A 17,682-nucleotide genomic window follows, 5' to 3' on the forward strand; every position below is an offset into this window, starting at 1 on the left:
CGCCGCCCTTCGAATAACAAGAACCTCGGACGATGATGCGTGATCTGACCGACGATGTGGCGCTGATGCGCCCGGTGATCGACGCCTTGCGCGCCAGTGGCACCGATCCCGACCGGGTCCTCGCCCGGGTTGGCCTGGCCCCAGGCGACTTGCCGGCCGGCCGCTTCCCCCATACCGCACAGACCCAGTTCTGGAAGGCCGCCGCCGAAGAATGCGGCGAAGAGCATGTCGGCCTGCACCTGGCCGGCCACCTGCCGGCGTTCCACGGTCTGCTGCTCGAATACCTGTTCCTCTCCAGCGAAACCTTCGGCGATGGTCTGCGCCATGCGCTGCGCTACGTGCGCCTGCTCTCCGACACGCTGAACGCGCGCCTCGACGTCGAGGGCGAGGCGGCGGTGCTGTCGCTGGGCATGCTCGGCAGCAACCGGCATTTCCCGGAAATGCTCGCCGGCGCGGTGATCCGCCTGTTCGGTGCGCTCACCGAAGGCGCCTTCCGGCCGTTCCAGGTCGAGCTGATGCACGCCCAGGGCGCGCCGCTGGAGCGCTACCAGGCGGTCTACGGCTGCCCGGTGCAGCTCGGCGCCGAGCGCTATGCGCTGCGCTTCGATGCCGCGGTGCTGAGCAAGCCGTCGCGGCATGCCGCGCCGGAACTGCTGCGCATCCACGAATCGCTGGCGCGCCGGCAGTTGGCCGAGGTCGAACGCCTCGACCTGGTGCGCAAGGTGCGCGAGCTGATCGCCGAACTGCTGGTCGACGGCGGCGCCACCCTGGAGCAGGTCGCCGGGCGCCTGAACATGCCGCCGCGGCGGCTGCGCGAGCGCCTGGCCATGGCCGGGGTGCGCTTCAACGACCTGATCACCGACTACCGCTGCCGCCTGGCCAAGGACCTGCTGCTGAAGACCGACGAGCGCATCGAGGTGATCGTCGAGCGCACCGGCTTCTCCGAACCGAGCACCTTCTACCGCGCATTCAAACGCTGGGTGGGCGAGACGCCGGTGGAGTTTCGCAAGCGCGGCAAGGCGGAAGGCGCCACTGTTCCGGGCGCGCCCTGACGCTTTTCGTAGGAGCGAATTTATTCGCGATGTGGGCACTTTCGGGCTGGCCGGCAATCGCGAATAAATTCGCTCCTACAGGTTGGGCTCAGGCGCCCAGCAAGCTCTGCCCGCAGACCCGCAGCACCTGGCCGTTGACCGCGCCGGTGGTCGGCTGGCTGAGCCAGGCCACCGCTTCGGCGACGTCCTGCGGCAGGCCGCCCTGGCCCATCGAGTTCATCCGCCGCCCGGCCTCACGAATGGTGAAGGGAATCGCCGCGGTCATCTGCGTTTCGATGAAGCCCGGCGCCACCGCGTTGAGGCTGATGCCGCGCTTGCCCAACGCTCCCGCCCAGGCGGCGGCGAGGCCGATCAGGCCGGCCTTGCTGGTCGCATAGTTGGTCTGCCCGAGGTTGCCGGCGATGCCGCTGATCGAGGCGAGCAGCACCACGCGGCCGTCGTCGCGCAGGGTGCCGGCATCCAGCAGCGCCTTGGTCAGCAGCTGCGGGGCGAGCAGGTTGACGTTGAGCACCGCATTCCAGAACTCGTCGCTCATCTTCGCCAGGGTCTTGTCGCGGGTGATGCCGGCGTTGTGCACGACGATGTCGATGCCGTCGGGCAGCGCCTCGACCAGTTGCGCCGGTGCATCCGTCGCGGTGATGTCGAGGGTCAGGCTGCGCCCGCCGAGGCGGGCGGCCAGCGCGTCGAGGCCGGCCTGCGCGGCGGGCACGTCGAGCAGCACCACCTCGGCACCGTCGCGCGCCAGGGTTTCCGCGATGGCCGCGCCGATGCCGCGGCTGGCGCCGGTGACCAGTGCCTTCTTGCCGGCCAGCGGCCGCGTCCAGTCGGCGACCTGCGCGGCGCACGGCGCCAGGCGCAGCACCTGGCCGGAGACGTAGGCGCTCTTCGGCGAGAGGAAGAAGCGCAGCGCGCCTTCCAGCTGGTCCTCGGCGCCCTTGCCGACGTACAGCAACTGCACCGTGCCACCGCGGCGGATTTCCTTGCCCAGCGAGCGGCTGAAGCCCTCCAGGGCGCGCTGCGCGCTGGCGGCCAGCGGGTCCTTGAGGCTTTCCGGGGCGCGGCCGAGGATCACCACGTGCGGGCATTTGCCGAGGCCCTTGAGCGCCGGCTGGAAGAAGTCGCGCAGGGCGATCAGCTGCGTGGTGTCAGTCAGGCCGCTGGCGTCGAACACCAGCGCCTTGAGCTTCGGCCCCTGCTCGGGCGTCCAGCGGCTCAGGCCGAAGCGTTGCTCGACGTCGGCGAAGGATTCGTTGGTGAGGCGATTGAGGAAGCCGCTCACTGCGCTCGCCAGCGGGCCGTCGCCACCGAGCAGCAGGGCACCGTCCACCGGCCGCGTGCGGCCGGCCTGCCAGCGCTCCAGGCGCACCGGCGCGGGCAGGCCGAGGGCGCCGACCAGGCGGCGGCCGGCGTTGGAGTTGGCGAAATCGAGATAGCGATCGGACATGGAACGGGCTCCAGGCTGGGGGCTCGAAGAGTGTAGGCGTTCGGCCGGTAGGGATTGCAGTGTTGACCACTGTAACCGTCCACCCGTTTCATGCATTGACCGTGGCTGGTCCGCCTCGCGGCGGGTCGGCCAATGTCTCGCGGCCGCGGCAAGCTAGGCTCTGTTGGTACTGCGCAAGCTGCCGGTGTAGGAGCGAATTCATTCGCGATTCCGCGTGAGCCTCATCGCGAATGAATTCGCTCCTACAGGGCCGCTGCGTCGCTTTTCATCCCCTTTCAGGAGTTCACCCATGCCCCAGCTGCGCCGGGTCGCCATCGTCGGCGGCAACCGCATCCCCTTCGCCCGCTCCAACACCGTCTACGCCCAGGCGAGCAACCAGGAGATGCTCACCGCCGCCCTCGAGGGGCTGGTGGAGCGCTACAAACTGCACGGTGAGCGGATCGGCGAGGTGGCGGCGGGCGCGGTGCTCAAGCACTCGCGCGACTTCAACCTGACCCGTGAATGCGTGCTCGGCTCGCGCCTGGCGCCGGAAACTCCGGCCTACGACATCCAGCAGGCCTGCGGCACTGGCCTGGAAGCGGTGATCCTGACTGCCAACAAGATTGCCCTCGGGCAGATTGACAGCGCCATCGCCGGCGGCGTCGACACCACCTCCGACGCGCCGATCGGGGTCAACGAGGGGTTGCGCAGGATTCTCCTCGAAGCCAACCGCGGCAAGAGCACCGGCGACAAGCTGAAGACCCTGCTCAAGCTGCGCCCGCGCCATCTGGTGCCGCACATCCCGAAGAACGGCGAGCCGCGCACCGGGCTGTCGATGGGCGAGCACTGCGAGCTGATGGCGCAGACCTGGGCGATCCCCCGCGACGCGCAGGACCAGCTCGCCTACGAGAGCCACATCAAGCTCGCCGCGGCCTACGCCGAGGGCTGGCAGAACGACCTGCTGACGCCGTTCCTCGGCCTGACCCGCGACCAGAACCTGCGCCCGGACATCAGCCTGGACAAGCTCGCCAGCCTCAAGCCGGTGTTCGAGAAGAGCGCCAAGGGCACCCTGACTGCGGCCAACTCGACGCCGCTGACCGATGGCGCCTCCGTGGTGCTGCTGGCCAGCGAGGAATGGGCCAAGGCGCGCGGCCTGCCGATCCTCGCCTACTTCAAGGATGGCGAGGCGGCGGCGGTGGACTTCGTGCACGGCAAGGAAGGCCTGCTGATGGCCCCGGCCTACGCGGTACCGCGCCTGCTGGCGCGCAACGGCCTGAGCCTGCAGGACTTCGACTACTACGAGATTCACGAGGCGTTCGCCGCGCAGGTGCTGTGCACCCTGAAGGCCTGGGAAGACGCCGAGTACTGCCAGAGCCGCCTGGGCCTGGCCGCGCCGCTCGGCTCGATCGAGCGCAGCAAGCTCAACGTCAAGGGCAGCTCGCTGGCCGCCGGCCACCCGTTCGCCGCCACCGGCGGACGCATCGTCGCCAACCTGGCCAAGCTGCTGAATGCCGCGCAGCAGGGCCGCGGGCTGATCTCGATTTGCGCGGCGGGCGGGCAGGGTGTGACTGCGATCCTGGAACGGTAGTCCTAAGCCGGTAATCACTTTGTCAGGGTGATTACGATGTACGCAACTCCGTGAGTTTTTAGCGGCCGCACCGCAAGGTGTGGCCGCTTTTTTTTGCCCCGCGCGGGCCGTTCACAGCTGGCCCTGCAGCGCCGCATCGAAGATCGCCCGGGTGCCGACTTCATCCAGCGGCAGCGGATTGCCGCCGGCCGAGGGATCGAGCACCGCCATCTTGGCGATCAGCGCCGCCTGGGTGTCGTCCACGCCGAGCTGCGGCAGGCTGTGCGGCACGCCGATGGCGCTGCGCAGGTCGAGGACGAAATCGAGGAAGCCGGTGAAGGTCGGCTGGGCCAGGCCGAGGTAGGCGGCCAGCCGGGTGATGCGCTCCTCGATGGCGCTGCGGTTGAACTGCAGCACGTAGGGCATGAACACCGCGTTGGTCATGCCGTGGTGGGTGTCGTACAGCGCGCCGACCGGGTGGGCCAGCGCGTGCATGCCGCCGAGGCCCTTCTGGAACGCGGTGGCGCCCATCGCCGCGGCGGCGAGCATGTCGGCGCGCGCGTCGAGGTCGTCCGGGGTGTGCACGGCGCGTTGCAGGGCGCCGGCGACCAGGCGCATGCCTTCCACCGCGATGCCGTCGGCGAGCGGGTGAAAGCCCGGCGCGCAGTAGGCTTCCAGGCAGTGGGCGAGGGCGTCCATGCCGGTGCCGGCGGTGATCTTCGCCGGCATGCCGACGGTCAGCGCCGGGTCGCTGATCACCACGCGCGGCATCATCTGCGGGTGAAAGATGATGCGCTTGGTATGGCTCAGCTCGTCGGTGAGCACCCCGGCGCGGCCGACTTCCGAGCCGGTGCCGGCAGTGGTCGGCACGGCGATCACCGGAGCGATGCCGCGCGGGTTGGCGCGGGTCCACCAGTCGCCGATGTCCTCGAAGTCCCACACCGGGCGGCTCTGTCCGCTCATGAAGGCGATCAGCTTGCCCATGTCCAGCCCACTGCCGCCGCCGAAGGCGACCACCCCGTCATGGTGGCCGGCGCGGTAGGCGGCCAGGCCTGCGGTCAGGTTGGCTTCCACCGGGTTCGGCTTGAGGTCGCTGAACAGCGCGGCGCCGAGGCCGTCGGCGACCAGCGCGTCGAGCACCGCGGTGGTCATCGGTGCACTGGCCAGGCCGCGGTCGGTGACCAGCAGCGGGCGCAGGATGCCATGGGCGCGGCACAGCTCGGGCAGCTCGGCGATGCGGCCGACGCCGAAGCGCACCGAGGTGGGGTAGTTCCAGTTGGCGGTCTTGGTCATGGCCAGGCCTCGACGAGGGAGTGAGATGAGCACTGCGGCGCCCTCTCCCGGTTACGGGAGCGGGGCGTTACAGCTCATGGCGCAGATGGAAGGATTTCGGCCGGGTCAGGCATTCGTAGCCGACCTGCGACAGGGTGGCGCCGTAGCCGCTGTGCTTGACCCCGGTCCAGGCCAGCGCCGGGTCGAGGTAGTCGCAGCGGTTCATGAACACCGTGCCGGTGGCGATCTCGTCGCCGATGCGGGCGGCGGCCTCGAGGTCGCGGGTCCAGATCGACGCGGTGAGGCCGTAGGGGCTGTCGTTCATCAGCGCGATGGCCTGCGCTTCGTCCGTCACCGGCATGATGCCGACCACCGGGCCGAAGCTTTCCTCGCGCATCACCGCCATGCGGTGGTCAACGTCGACCAGTACCTGCGGCGCCAGGTAGGCGTTGCCCGGGCTGTCGGCGGGGAATTCGCGGGCTTCCAGCAACGGCTGGGCGCCCATCGCCAGCGCGGATGCGATCTGCTGGCGCACGCCATCGGCGGCCGCGCTGCTGACCAGTGGGCCGAGCGTGGTGGCAGCGTCCAGCGGGCTGCCGAGCACGTACTGGCGGGTCAGCGCGGCGAAGGCCTCGACGAACCCGGGGTACAGCGCCTGGTCGACGTAGATGCGCTCGATGCCGCAGCAGCTCTGCCCGGAGTTGAAGAACGCGCCGTCGACCAGGTTCTCCACCGCGTGGCCGAGGTCGGCGTCGGCGCGCACGTAGGCCGGGTCCTTGCCGCCCAGCTCCAGGCCGAGGCCGAGGAACTGCCCGGCGGCGGCGGCCTGCATGGCTCGTCCGCCGGCCACCGAACCGGTGAAGTTGACCTGCTGCACGCGCCCCGAGCCGATCAGCGCGGCGGCCTGCGCGTGGTCGAGGAGCAGGTGGTGGAACAACCCGCTGGGCAGGTTGGCGCGGCGGAACGCCTCGGCGAAGCGCTCGCCGACCAGCAGGGTCTGGCTGGCGTGCTTGAGCAGCACTGCGTTGCCGGCCATCAGCGCCGGGATGATCGAGTTCACCGCGGTCAGGTAGGGGTAGTTCCACGGCGCGATGACCAGCACGGTGCCCAGCGGTTCGCGGCGGATAAAGCGCTGAAAGCCGGCCTTGGGCTCCGGCTGGATATCGGCCAACGCAGTCTCGGCCAGCGCGATCATGTAGCGCGCACGTTCGTTGAAGCCGCGCAGCTCGCCGGCGCCGTAGCGCACCGGGCGGCCCATCTGCCAGGCCAGTTCGGGGATGATCTCCTCGCCCATCGCCAGCATGGCGTCGACTGCCGCATTGCAGTAGGCGGCACGCTCGGCCAGCGGACGCCGGCGCCAGTCGCGCTGCGCCTGCTCGGCGGCGTCCAGCGCTGCGGCGACGGCGGCGTCGCTGCTGTACGGCCGCTCGGCGTACAGGCTGCCATCGACCGGCGAGATCAGACGGATGCTGCGGGTCATGCAAACCTCCCCAAGCTTAGGGTGGAAATCGCCGCAGGCATTTCCACCAATCGGTCTCGTGGTGGAAAGCGCTGCGCGGTTTTCCACCCTACGGTGCTCCAGACATCACAGCACCGGTGTAGGAGCGAATTCATTCGCGATGTGCCGGCAGCGCGGTTCAATGTCCATCGCGAATGAATTCGCTCCTACAGGTCTAATGCGGCATCGCCGCAGGCTCGGCCATGAGAACAATCCCTCGGGCCACCCTGACTCAATAGCGCTCGAAGCCGCGCTTGAGTTCCCAGTCGGTGATACGCCGGTCGTACTCCGACTGCTCCCAGTTGGCGGTGTGCAGGTAGTGGGCGACCACTTCCTCGCCGAACGCCTGCTTGAGCATCTTGGATTTCTTCAACGCCTCGGCGCCGTCGCGCAGGGTCTTGGCCACTTCCGGCAGGCGCGCGTTCTGGTAGGCATCGCCCTCGTACGGTTTGGCCAGTTCCAGGCCTTCGTCGATGCCGGCCAGCCCGGCGGCGATCAACGCGGCGTAGGCCAGGTAGGGATTGAGGTCGGCGCCACCGATGCGGCATTCGATGCGGATCGCCTTGCTGCCCTCGCCGCACAGGCGGAAGCCCGCGGTGCGGTTGTCGCGGCTCCACACCGCGCGGGTCGGCGCGAAGGTGCCGACCTGGAAGCGCTTGTAGGAGTTGATGTAGGGGGCGAGGAAATAGCTGATGTCGCGGGCGTACTTGAGCTGTCCGGCGACCCACTGGCGCATCAGTTTGGACATGCCGAACTCGACTTTGCCGTCGTAGAACAACGGCTTGTCGTTCTTCACGCCCCACAGCGAGTTGTGGATGTGGCAGCTCGAGCCGGCGAGGTCGTAGCGCCACTTGGCCATGAAGGTGATCGACTTGCCTTGCTGCATGGCGATCTCCTTGCAGGCGTGCTTGATCACGCTGTGGCGGTCGGCCATGGTCAGCGCATCGGCGTAGCGCACGTTGATCTCTTCCTGGCCGGGGCCCCATTCGCCCTTGGAGTTCTCCACCGGAATCCCCGCGGCCTGCAGGTTGCGGCGGATCGCGCGGAGCACCGGCTCGTCGCGGATGGTCTGCAGGATGCCGTAGTCCTCGATGTTGTAGTTGGCGGTCTTCGGCTTGTGGTAGTTGCGCTTGTGGATCGCCTCGTAGCTCTCGTCGAACAGGTAGAACTCCAGCTCGGAGGCAAACATGCCCTTGTAGCCGCGCTCCTCGAGACGGGCGATCTGCCGTTTGAGGATGCCACGCGGGCTGTGCGGCAGGTCTTCGCCGTGATGGTCCTGCACGTCGCACAGCACCAGGGCGGTGCCCTCTGCCCAGGGCACCACGCGCAAGGTGCTCATGTCCGGCTTGAACACGAAGTCGCCGTAGCCCTTCTTCCAGCTGGCGGCGGCGTAGCCGGGCACCGGTTCCATGTCGATGTCGTCGGCCAGCAGGTAGTCGCAGCCGTGGGTTTCCTCATGGGCGCTGTCGAGAAAGAACTCGACCTGAAAACGCTTGCCGATCAGGCGGCCCTGCATGTCGACCATGCAGGCCAGCACGGTGTCGATCTTGCCTTGTTCGGCCAGGTGGCGCAGGCCGGCGAGGGTGAGGGGGGCGGTCATCCGTACGTCCTCCGAGGGATAAGGCCGCGCCTTGGTTGGCGCGGCCGACTACGGGCGCTATCTAGTGAACTAGTGCGCCAGTTTCTTCTCACGTTCCTGCATGGCGAATTCCTCTTCCGGCGAGAGGATCAGGTGGTGCCGGCCGAACAGTGCGAAGTAGATGATGCCGACCGCGAAGAACGCCGCCACCCAGAGCACGCCGAGGGTGTAGGCGGGGTCGCCGGTGAGTTGGTAGTACAGGGTCACGGCGGCGATCAGCATGGTCAGCAGCGCGCCGGGCACGCCCAGCGGGCTGCGGTACGGGCGCTCGATGTGCGGCAGGTTCTTGCGCAGCAGGATGAACGACAGCGCCTGCATGAAGTAGGAGAACATCGCGCCGAACACCGCCATGTTCAGCAGCGTGCCGCCAATCACCGCACCGCCTTTCTCTTCGCCGAAGATGAACCACAGCGCCATCATCACCACCAGGGCCAGGGCGCTGCCGCCGAGCATCGCCACGTAGGGGGTTTTGCGTTGGCCGTGGGTGATCGACAGCCACGGCAGGAAGTAGCCGGCGCGGCTCAGCGAGTACACCTGGCGACCCATGGCGAAGATGATGGTGTGGAAGCTGGCGACCAGACCGACCACCGCGACCAGGGCGAGCAGTTTGGCGATGTTCTCGCCGTACAGCGCCTTGAAACCATCCAGCAGCGGCTCACCGGAGGTGCCCAGGGCAAAGGAGCCGACGCCGGCGGTGGCTGGATTCAGCCAGAGGATCATGAACGCCGAGACGATCAGGGTGAACATCCCGGCGATGATGCCCTTGGGCATGTCGCGCTTGGGATCGACCGACTCTTCGGCGGCCAGTGGCAGCTGTTCGATGGCGAGGAACAGCCACACCGCGAATGGCAGGCAGGCCAGCACGCCGAGCCAGCCGTTGGGCAGGAACGGGCCGTTGCCTTCCGGCAGTTCGATGTTGGCCGGGCCGACGTTCATCGCCCAGCGGTTGAAGTCGATGTGCGGGAAGGCGCTGATCCAGAACACGATCAGGCAGCTGAGGGCGAGCAGGGTGACCACCAGGGTGACCTTGAACGACAGCTCGACGCCAATCACGTTAAGCCAGATGAACACCGCGTAGAAGCCGATCCACCAGAGTGGCTGGTACTCGCTGGGCGTGCCGAAGATGCTGCCCATGTAGCTGCCGATGAAGAACACGATCACCGCCGGGGTGAGCACGTATTCGACGTTTTCCGACAGTCCGGTGACGAAGCCGCCCCACGGGCCCATGGCGCTACGGGCGAAGGAGTAGGCGGCGCCGGTGTGCGGCAGCGCCGGCGACATCTCGGCCAGCGAGAAGGTCAGGCCGAGGTACATGATGGCGATGACGATGGCGGCGATGAACATGCTGCCCCAACCGTTGGCCAGGCCCAGGTTCCAGCCGGAGAAGTGTCCGGAGATCACCGCGCCGACGCCCAGTGCCCATAGCGACCAGACGCCGGCGTAGCGTCGCAATCCGCGTTTCTGGAAGTAACTCTGATCGACCCTCGTGTAGCTGACTCCGGATTTATCGCTCATGGCGGTTCTCCTGCAATTCGCTGTTGGCTCGACTTCTGGTTAGGTGTGGTTCCTTAACGTCTGGGAGGTGGAGCACAGGCACTGCCAGCGAATACCGGCCCGGCGCCCGTTGCACGCAGCGGCGAATGGGGTGTCGGGCGGTCGAAAAGCGATGGGTAGAAGACTGCGGCCCGACCTTGCGCGGGTCGGGAAGCGAACACAGCGAGACGCGCCGTGGCTGCTTGCTGTTCCGTCAGATGCCAAAGGACGACTCCTTGGATCGGCTGGGCCGCAGACTAACGTTCAATCACTCGCTAGCAGGATTACGGGCATGTACGGCGAACGGCATCATGCGTCCCGTAACGTCACGGGATGCTGAGACTCTAGTCCAAAATCGCGATGCTGGCCGAAGGCCTGCTGGCGCCGGCTTGGGGCGCTGCGCGGCACCGGCGCGGCAAACGTAGGATGGGTCGAGCGCAGCGATACCCATGCCGCAGCCGTCGGGTATCGCCGTTCTCCACGCCAACCTAAACGCGCGCCGCGGTCTAGAAGAACCCCAGCGGATTGATGTCGTAGCTGACCAGCAGGTTCTTGGTCTGCTGGTAGTGGTCGAGCATCATCTTGTGCGTCTCGCGGCCGACGCCGGACTTCTTGTAACCGCCGAACGCGGCGTGCGCCGGGTACAGGTGGTAGCAGTTGGTCCACACCCGGCCGGCCTTGATCGCCCGGCCGACGCGGTAGGCGCGGTTGATGTCGCGGGTCCACAGCCCGGCGCCGAGGCCGTACTCGGTGTCGTTGGCGATCGCCACCGCTTCGGCTTCATCCTTGAAGGTGGTCACGCCGACCACCGGGCCGAAGATTTCCTCCTGGAACACGCGCATCTTGTTGTGCCCCTTGAGCAGGGTCGGCTGCACGTAATAGCCGCCGGCCAGGCTGCCTTCGAGTTTCTCCACCGCGCCGCCGGTGATGAACTCGGCGCCTTCCTGGCGGGCGATCTCCAGGTAGCTGAGGATCTTGTCGAACTGCTGCTGCGAGGCCTGGGCGCCGACCATGGTCTCGGTGTCCAGCGGGTTGCCGCGCTTGATCGCCTGGACCTTCTTCATCACCTCGCGCATGAACGGCACGTAGATGGATTCCTGCACCAGCGCGCGCGACGGGCAGGTGCACACCTCGCCCTGGTTGAAAAACGCCAGCACCAAACCCTCGGCGGCCTTCTCGATGAACGCCGGCTCGCCCTGCATGACGTCCTCGAAGTAGATGTTCGGGCTCTTGCCACCCAGCTCGACGGTCGACGGAATGATGTTCTTCGCCGCGCATTCGAGGATGTGCGAACCGACTGGGGTCGAGCCGGTGAAGGCGATCTTGGCGATGCGCTTGCTGGTCGCCAGCGCCTCGCCGGCCTCCTTGCCGAAGCCCTGCACGACGTTGAGGACGCCGGCCGGCAGCAGGTCGCCAATCAGTTCGAGCAGCACGCAGATGCCCAGCGGGGTCTGCTCGGCGGGCTTGAGCACCACGCAGTTGCCGGCGGCCAGCGCCGGAGCGAGTTTCCAGGCGGCCATCAGTAGCGGGAAGTTCCACGGGATGATCTGCCCGACCACGCCGAGCGGCTCGTGGATGTGGTAGGCCACGGTGTATTCGTCGATCTCCGCGGCGCTGCCTTCCTGGGCGCGGATGCAGCCGGCGAAGTAGCGGAAGTGGTCGGCGGCCAGCGGGATGTCGGCGTTCAGCGTCTCGCGCACGGCCTTGCCGTTGTCCCAGGTTTCGGTGATGGCCAGCACTTCGAGGTTCTGTTCGATGCGATCGGCGATGCGCAGCAGGACATTCGCGCGCTCCTGCGCCGAGGTGCGGCCCCAGGCGTCGGCGGCGGCATGCGCGGCGTCCAGCGCCTTGTCGATATCGGCGGCGTCGGAGCGGGGGAATTCGGCGATCGGTTCGCCGTTCACCGGTGAGGTGTTGGTGAAGTACTGGCCGTTGACCGGCGGTACGAATTCGCCGCCGATGTAGTTGCCGTAGCGCGATTTGAAGGAGATGACGGCGCCTGGGCTGCCGGGCTGCGCATAGATCATGGCGATGGCCTCTTGTGGCGGATGCCGGCCGCCAGCGCGGTCAGCATGAATTGCGTTATCTCTATTGGCATAGCAGAGGAGCTTGCCGCGCAGCGTCGTGGCCGATGGGCGGCAGGCCTGGCCAAGGGCCCTGGCGCGGGCCGTGCGGGTGCGCAGGGCAAGTCGCACCCGGCCTTTACGGCTGGGTCGCGGATCGATTCGGCGGCGCCGCTGTCCATGCTCGGACAGCGTGCGGCGGAGCCCTTCGCAGGGGCCGCTGTGCTAACCTGCGGCGAGATTTTTCCGGGTCGCGCAGACCCGTTTTCGAGGTCATTCATGCACATCCATATTCTCGGCATCTGCGGCACGTTCATGGGTTCGCTGGCGGTGCTGGCCAAGGAACTTGGCCACCGCGTCACCGGTTCCGACGCCAACGTCTACCCGCCGATGAGCACCCAGCTGGAAGCCCAAGGCATCGAGCTGATGCAGGGCTACGAAGCGGCGCACCTGCAGCCGGCGCCGGACCTGGTGGTGGTCGGCAACGCCCTGTCGCGCGGCAACCCGGCGGTGGAATACCTGCTCAACCAGGGCCTGCCGTATGTCAGCGGCCCACAGTGGCTGGCCGATCATGTGCTGCAGGGCCGCTGGGTACTGGCCGTCGCCGGCACCCACGGCAAGACCACCACCAGCAGCATGCTCGCCTGGGTGCTGGAACACGCCGGCATGAGCCCGGGCTTCCTGATCGGCGGCGTACCGCAGAACTTCGCGGTGTCGGCACGCCTCGGCGGCACGCCGTTCTTCGTGGTCGAGGCCGACGAGTACGACAGTGCGTTCTTCGACAAGCGCTCGAAGTTCGTCCACTACCGCCCGCGCACGGCGATCCTCAACAACCTCGAATTCGACCACGCGGACATCTTCCCCGACCTCGCGGCCATCGAGCGACAGTTCCACCACCTGGTGCGGACCATCCCCGGCGACGGCCTGATCATCCACCCGACCACCGAGCAAGCCCTCGAGCACGTACTGACCATGGGCTGCTGGACCCCGGTGCAGACCACCGGCGCCGGCGGTCAGTGGCAGGCCAGGCTGCTCAGCGAGGACGGCTCGCGCTTCGAGGTGCTGTTCGACGGCGCCGTGCAGGGCACCGTGGACTGGGCGCTGACCGGCCAGCACAACGTCGCCAACGCCCTGGCCTGCCTGGCCGCGGCGCGGCATGTCGGCGTGCTGCCGGCGCAGGGCGCCGAGGCGCTGTCGGCGTTCAAGAGCGTCAAGCGGCGCATGGAGAAGGTGGCCGAAGTCAACGGCGTGACCATCTACGACGACTTCGCTCACCACCCGACCGCCATCGCCACCACCCTCGATGGCCTGCGCAAGCGGGTCGGCGATGCGCCGCTGATCGCCATCGTCGAGCCGCGTTCCAACTCGATGAAGCTCGGCGCGCACCGCGACGGTCTGCCCGACTCGGTGACCCAGGCCGACCAGGTGATCTGGTACGCGCCAGCCAACCTCGGCTGGGACCTCGGCGCCACCGCCGCGGCGTGCAGCGTGCCGGCGGTGGTCTGTGATTCGCTGGAGGCGATCATCGAGCGGGTCAAAGGCCAGGCGCGCCCCGGCACCCAGGTGGTGATCATGAGCAATGGCGGCTTCGGCGGCCTGCACGGCAAGCTGGCCAAGGCGCTGGCGTAGGCGTACGTCTATGTAGGAGCGAATTCATTCGCGATGAGCGCGGTACGACCGGCTATCGCGAATGAATTCGCTCCTACAGGGCGGCACCCCTTGATCCCGACAACCTCTCAAGGAGCTTCGATGAGCGGACCCGAACGCATCACCCTGGCGATGACCGGCGCCTCAGGCGCGCAGTACGGCCTGCGCCTGCTCGATTGCCTGATCCAGGAAGACCGCGAGGTGCATTTCCTGATCTCCAAGGCGGCGCAGCTGGTGATGGCCACTGAGACCGACGTCAGCCTGCCGTCCAAGCCGCAGGCCATGCAGGCGTTTCTCAGCGAGTACACCGGTGCCGCGCCGGGGCAGATCCGCGTGTACGGCAAGGAAGACTGGATGGCCCCGCCGGCCTCCGGCTCCGGCGCGCCGAGCGCCATGGTGGTGGTGCCCTGTTCCACCGGCACGCTGTCGGCGATTGCCACGGGGGCCTGCAACAACCTGATCGAGCGCGCCGCCGACGTGGTGCTCAAGGAGCGCCGCCAGCTGATCCTGGTGCCGCGCGAGGCGCCGTACTCGAGCATCCACCTGGAGAACATGCTCAAGCTGTCCAACCTCGGCGCGGTGATCGTGCCGGCCTCGCCGGGCTTCTACCATCAGCCGCAGACCATCGACGACCTGGTCGACTTCGTGGTCGCACGCATCCTCAATCTGCTCAACATTCCGCAGGACATGCTGCCGCGCTGGGGTGAGCACCATCAGGTCAGCGGCGATGACTGACTCGCGTCGCGTGGCCGCTGGCCTCGCGCTGCTGCTGATCGCCCTGTTGCCCGGCTGCGCCACGGTGCGCACCCTCGACGCGGCCAAGCCTGGCGCGCCGCTGGTCTACGCCGGCACGCGCCTGGACTGGTATTCGCTGAATGGTGGTTGCTGCCCGCGCGACCGCTTCGGCGCCGAAGCGCCGACCTATGCGGGGCTGGATCTACCGGCCAGTGCGCTGCTGGATTCCCTGCTGCTGCCGTTCTCGCTGGCTGCGGTGCTGGGCATCAGCCTCGGGGTGACCGGCGGCTACTGAGCCGCGCAGCTCACTCGACTTCTTCGTCTTCGTCGTCCGGCGCGTCGCTGTCGGCGACCAGTGCTTCCAGGCATTTCAGGCGGTGCTGGCTGGCGCCGGCGCTCAGTGTCCACACCTCGCCGGCGGCATCGAACTGCGCTGCGGCGACTTCCGCCTCGGTGAAGCGCCACAGCCGGCGGGTGCTGCCGTCCATCACCTCGATGCTGAGCAGCTGCTCCGGGCGGTCGGCGTGCAGCTCGAAATGCCAGGCATACAGCCCGTCGATTTCCAGCATGTCGGTGGCTTGCAGGGCGGCGAGCAGGGAAGCGGCTTGGGTCATGGTCGGTTCTTCGGTCAGGGGGAGGGCGGCGAGTTTAGCGCCCCAGCTTGCGCAACTCATCCGACTCGACCACCCGCACGCCGTTGTCTTCCTCCAGCGCCAGACGCCACAGGGCGCGCGCCAGGGTGCACGCGGCGATACCGCGGTACTTGCCGGGGATCAGTCGCGCCAAGGGGGCGGCTAGTTGCTCACCGAGGCGGGTTTCGCGGCGTTCGCCGAGCAGCAGCGAGGGCCGTGCGATGGTCAGTTGCGGCCAGTCCATGGCGCGCAGCGAGGCTTCCAGTTCGCCCTTCACGCGGTTGTAGAACACTGCCGACTTGGCGTCGGCACCCAGCGCGCTGATCACCAGGAAATGCCGCGCACCGAGTTCCCGCGCGCGGCGGGCGAAGGCCAGCACCAGGTCGTGGTCGACAGCGCGAAACGCCTCCTGCGAGCCGGCCTGCTTGATGGTCGTGCCGAGGCAGCTGAACGCCGTGTCGATCGGTCCGTTGAGCTCCGGCAGCAGCGCGGCCAACTCGCCTTGCGGGTTGTCCAGATGCGCATGCTCGACCAGCGGGCGGCGGGTTGGCGCCAGCACGCGGCGCACCGTCGGCTCGTTGAGCAGACGGTCGAGCAGGTGTTCGCCGGTCAGTCCGGTGGCGCCGGCGAGCAGGATGCGTTGCGGGGTCAAGTACATGGAGAGTTCTCGCTTCCGTTACACCCAGAGCTTAGAAGCTAAGCCACGGGTATGCAGTAATGGACGTTTCGAATGGCTATTGGTTCTCGCCGTGTGACGTGCGTCACTTGCCGGCGGCGGGTTGCGCCTGGGCCGCGTTCAGCGCGCTCATGGCTCGCCGCGCCTGCGCTTCGCGCAAGCGTTGCCAGTGCTTGAGCACGCCGCTGGGCGCCCAGATCTGCGGTTCCGAGGGGTCGAAGCCGTCGGCCTTCTCGCGTTCGGCGACCAGCGTGCGGGCGCGGTCGAAGGCGCGCTCGATGTCGTCGGTTTCGTTGAATGCGTCGGCGAACAGCGCGTGGCCGAAGTAGGAGAAGTCATTCTCCTCCGAGCAGCCGAACGACACCCGGTCGGCGCGTGCGGCGGTGATCACCAGGGTGCGGTCGTCCTTGATCGCCGGGATGAAGCCGCCGGAGAAGCACGCCGAGATGACCACGATCTTGTCGCGCTCCTTGAGCGGTTGCAGCAGCACCGCCAGCTCGTCGGCGGACAGGCTGGCCAGCTCGAGGCGCGGCTGGTCGAGGCTGAGTTCGTGATTGCGCGAGCCGTGACTGGTCAGGTAGATGAACAGCAGGTCCTCCGGACCGCTGCGCTCGGCCAGGGTGCGCAGCGCGCGGCCGAGGTTCTCGCGGGTGGCCAGCGGGCGGTCGGCGAGGTGGTCGCGGTGGTTGATCAGGCTGATCTGGCCGTAAGCGCCGAAGCGCTGCAGGAGCAGACGGCTGACGTAGTCGGCCTCGCGCAGGAACACGCTTTGCTTGCCGTCGCCGGCCAGGCTCAGGCTGTACAGCTCGAGCGCCGGGGTCGAGGCGGGCAGCGCGGCGAGCGCCTGGTCGAGCAACGCGCCCTGGCGCAGCAGACCGATCTCCAACGGGTCGGGCAGCAACTGGCCGCGCTCGTCGCGGATGCGTTGGCCGCCCTGCCAGGTGCCGCTCTGCACGCTGCCGTCGGCGGCGGTCAGGCTGCCTTGGCCGCTGTAGCTCTCGCGCACGAAGCTGCCCTGGTAGCGGCTGCCGTCGGGCAGGCGCAGCAGGCCTTCGCCGTGGTAGCGCCAGTTGCGGAACTGGCCCTGGTAATGAGTGCCGTCGGCGCCGCGGTATTCACCGCTGCCGTTCAGTGCGCCGTTGGCGAATTCGCCGCTCCACACATCGCCGTCGGCGTTCTCGTAGCGGCCCTTGCCGGCGAACTCGTCGTTGAGGAAGGCGCCGCTGTAGTGGTCGCCGTCGCGGGTGCGGTAGCTGCCTTCACCGTTCAGTAGGCCGTTGCTGAAGGTGCCGCTGAATTCGCTGCCGTCACTGTCGATGCGCACCCCGCTGCCATTCGGCTGGCCTTCGAGAAACTGCCCCTGGAAGCTGCTGCCGTCGTCGCGCTCGAGCTTGCCTAGGCCGTTGTAGCGGTCCTTGGCGAATTCGCCCTGATAGCGTTCGCCGTTGCGCTTGAAGCTGCCCTGGCCGTGCATCTGGCCTTGCTGGAAGCTGCCTTCGTAGGTGACGCCGCTGCCGTAGCTGAGCTTGCCCTGGCCGTCGAACAGACCGCGGCGGAATTCGCCGACATAACGCTCGCCGTTGGCGCCACGCCATTCGCCCTGGCCGTCGAACAGGCCGTCCTTGAACTGCCCCTCGAACCAGCTGGCGTTGGCGTAGTCGAGCCGCCCCGGACCCTGCAGCAGGCCGTCGACCACCTGGCCCCGGTAGCGACCGCCATCCGGCAGCACGGCGCTCGGCGGCGTCAGCGGCTCGCCTTCGCCGCAGGCGGTGAGCAGCAGAAGCAGCGAGAAGGGGACAAGCAGGCGGCGCATGGCGGACATCCCAGTCGTGGCATGCCGGCAGTATGCCCCAGAAATGCGACGGGGCGCTCGGGGCGCCCCGTACGGTTCAGGCCCGGCTAGAGCCTGTTTACGATCTCCTGGCTCGCGGCCAGACCGCGTTAA

Annotated in this window: 14 protein-coding genes; 5 read left to right on the forward strand and 9 right to left on the reverse strand. The window is 67.8% G+C overall.

Annotated elements, in window-relative coordinates:
- Positions 1–35 precede the first annotated feature (35 nt).
- Complete coding sequence (locus tag JQX08_RS11710) at positions 36–1,052, forward strand: AraC family transcriptional regulator (protein ID WP_205348928.1); 1,017 nt, start codon at positions 36–38, stop codon at positions 1,050–1,052.
- Between the two features lie 88 nt (positions 1,053–1,140).
- On the opposite strand, the gene JQX08_RS11715 is transcribed toward JQX08_RS11710, so the two are convergent.
- Entirely contained in the window at positions 1,141–2,496 is a 1,356-nt protein-coding gene (locus JQX08_RS11715; RefSeq protein ID WP_205348554.1) for a 3-oxoacyl-ACP reductase, read from the reverse strand.
- A 289-nt stretch (positions 2,497–2,785) separates the two neighbouring features.
- Between JQX08_RS11715 and JQX08_RS11720 the strand changes: the two genes are divergently transcribed.
- A complete protein-coding gene (locus tag JQX08_RS11720) occupies positions 2,786–4,063 on the forward strand; it encodes an acetyl-CoA C-acetyltransferase (protein WP_205348555.1) in 1,278 nt (425 codons plus the stop codon).
- Between the two features lie 111 nt (positions 4,064–4,174).
- Here the strand turns inward: JQX08_RS11720 and JQX08_RS11725 are convergent, their stop codons facing one another.
- From JQX08_RS11725 to exaC, 5 genes are all read right to left on the reverse strand, one after another.
- Positions 4,175–5,335 (reverse strand): iron-containing alcohol dehydrogenase, encoded by a 1,161-nt coding sequence (locus JQX08_RS11725; protein WP_205348556.1) that lies wholly within the window; start codon positions 5,333–5,335, stop codon positions 4,175–4,177.
- Between the two features lie 67 nt (positions 5,336–5,402).
- Positions 5,403–6,794 (reverse strand): aldehyde dehydrogenase family protein, encoded by a 1,392-nt coding sequence (locus JQX08_RS11730; RefSeq protein WP_205348557.1) that lies wholly within the window; start codon positions 6,792–6,794, stop codon positions 5,403–5,405.
- Positions 6,795–7,044: 250 nt separating this feature from the next.
- Positions 7,045–8,412, reverse strand: a complete 1,368-nt coding sequence (locus tag JQX08_RS11735; RefSeq protein ID WP_205348558.1) for a glutamine synthetase family protein — start codon at positions 8,410–8,412, stop codon at positions 7,045–7,047.
- A 69-nt stretch (positions 8,413–8,481) separates the two neighbouring features.
- Complete coding sequence (locus JQX08_RS11740) at positions 8,482–9,966, reverse strand: amino acid permease (protein WP_205348559.1); 1,485 nt, start codon at positions 9,964–9,966, stop codon at positions 8,482–8,484.
- A gap of 524 nt (positions 9,967–10,490) precedes the next feature.
- Complete coding sequence (gene exaC / locus JQX08_RS11745) at positions 10,491–12,011, reverse strand: acetaldehyde dehydrogenase ExaC (protein ID WP_205348560.1); 1,521 nt, start codon at positions 12,009–12,011, stop codon at positions 10,491–10,493.
- Between the two features lie 315 nt (positions 12,012–12,326).
- Here exaC and mpl point away from each other — a divergent pair, with 315 nt between their 5' ends.
- The 3 genes from mpl (at position 12,327) to JQX08_RS11760 (ending at position 14,724) form a co-directional block, all read left to right on the forward strand.
- Entirely contained in the window at positions 12,327–13,676 is a 1,350-nt protein-coding gene (gene mpl / locus JQX08_RS11750; protein ID WP_205348561.1) for a UDP-N-acetylmuramate:L-alanyl-gamma-D-glutamyl-meso-diaminopimelate ligase, read from the forward strand.
- A gap of 120 nt (positions 13,677–13,796) precedes the next feature.
- Positions 13,797–14,429 carry a flavin prenyltransferase UbiX gene (ubiX, locus tag JQX08_RS11755; protein ID WP_205348562.1) on the forward strand — a complete coding sequence of 211 codons (633 nt, stop codon included), beginning with the start codon at positions 13,797–13,799 and terminating at the stop codon, positions 14,427–14,429.
- Positions 14,422–14,724: a YceK/YidQ family lipoprotein gene (locus JQX08_RS11760; RefSeq protein ID WP_205348563.1), complete on the forward strand. Its 303-nt coding sequence runs from the start codon at positions 14,422–14,424 to the stop codon at positions 14,722–14,724. Before ubiX ends, JQX08_RS11760 begins: the two co-directional genes overlap by 8 nt.
- A gap of 10 nt (positions 14,725–14,734) precedes the next feature.
- Here JQX08_RS11760 and JQX08_RS11765 read toward each other — a convergent pair whose 3' ends face one another.
- From JQX08_RS11765 to JQX08_RS11775, 3 genes are all read right to left on the reverse strand, one after another.
- Positions 14,735–15,043, reverse strand: coding sequence for a DUF5629 family protein (locus JQX08_RS11765; protein ID WP_205348564.1), 309 nt, complete (start codon positions 15,041–15,043; stop codon positions 14,735–14,737).
- Between the two features lie 34 nt (positions 15,044–15,077).
- The gene (locus tag JQX08_RS11770) at positions 15,078–15,719 is read right to left on the reverse strand and encodes an oxidoreductase (RefSeq protein ID WP_205348565.1); all 642 of its coding nucleotides are present in this window, start codon (positions 15,717–15,719) and stop codon (positions 15,078–15,080) included.
- A 103-nt stretch (positions 15,720–15,822) separates the two neighbouring features.
- The gene (locus tag JQX08_RS11775) at positions 15,823–17,550 is read right to left on the reverse strand and encodes a C13 family peptidase (RefSeq protein WP_430472523.1); all 1,728 of its coding nucleotides are present in this window, start codon (positions 17,548–17,550) and stop codon (positions 15,823–15,825) included.
- Positions 17,551–17,682 lie beyond the last annotated feature (132 nt).

Origin of the sequence: Zestomonas insulae (assembly GCF_016901015.1) — a bacterium.
GTDB classification, from domain to species: Bacteria; Pseudomonadota; Gammaproteobacteria; order Pseudomonadales; family Pseudomonadaceae; genus Aquipseudomonas; species Aquipseudomonas insulae.

What these genes read in the sequence shown, in the direction of transcription:
- JQX08_RS11715 (WP_205348554.1), bottom strand. Translation starts at nt 2,496, where the DNA reads ATGTCCGATCGCTATCTCGATTTCGCCAACTCCAACGCCGGCCGCCGC.
- JQX08_RS11760 (WP_205348563.1), top strand. Translation starts at nt 14,422, where the DNA reads ATGACTGACTCGCGTCGCGTGGCCGCTGGCCTCGCGCTGCTGCTGATC.
- JQX08_RS11765 (WP_205348564.1), bottom strand. Translation starts at nt 15,043, where the DNA reads ATGACCCAAGCCGCTTCCCTGCTCGCCGCCCTGCAAGCCACCGACATG.
- JQX08_RS11730 (WP_205348557.1), bottom strand. Translation starts at nt 6,794, where the DNA reads ATGACCCGCAGCATCCGTCTGATCTCGCCGGTCGATGGCAGCCTGTAC.
- mpl (WP_205348561.1), top strand. Translation starts at nt 12,327, where the DNA reads ATGCACATCCATATTCTCGGCATCTGCGGCACGTTCATGGGTTCGCTG.
- JQX08_RS11735 (WP_205348558.1), bottom strand. Translation starts at nt 8,412, where the DNA reads ATGACCGCCCCCCTCACCCTCGCCGGCCTGCGCCACCTGGCCGAACAA.
- JQX08_RS11740 (WP_205348559.1), bottom strand. Translation starts at nt 9,966, where the DNA reads ATGAGCGATAAATCCGGAGTCAGCTACACGAGGGTCGATCAGAGTTAC.
- JQX08_RS11770 (WP_205348565.1), bottom strand. Translation starts at nt 15,719, where the DNA reads ATGTACTTGACCCCGCAACGCATCCTGCTCGCCGGCGCCACCGGACTG.
- JQX08_RS11710 (WP_205348928.1), top strand. Translation starts at nt 36, where the DNA reads ATGCGTGATCTGACCGACGATGTGGCGCTGATGCGCCCGGTGATCGAC.
- exaC (WP_205348560.1), bottom strand. Translation starts at nt 12,011, where the DNA reads ATGATCTATGCGCAGCCCGGCAGCCCAGGCGCCGTCATCTCCTTCAAA.
- JQX08_RS11775 (WP_430472523.1), bottom strand. Translation starts at nt 17,550, where the DNA reads ATGCGCCGCCTGCTTGTCCCCTTCTCGCTGCTTCTGCTGCTCACCGCC.
- JQX08_RS11725 (WP_205348556.1), bottom strand. Translation starts at nt 5,335, where the DNA reads ATGACCAAGACCGCCAACTGGAACTACCCCACCTCGGTGCGCTTCGGC.
- ubiX (WP_205348562.1), top strand. Translation starts at nt 13,797, where the DNA reads ATGAGCGGACCCGAACGCATCACCCTGGCGATGACCGGCGCCTCAGGC.
- JQX08_RS11720 (WP_205348555.1), top strand. Translation starts at nt 2,786, where the DNA reads ATGCCCCAGCTGCGCCGGGTCGCCATCGTCGGCGGCAACCGCATCCCC.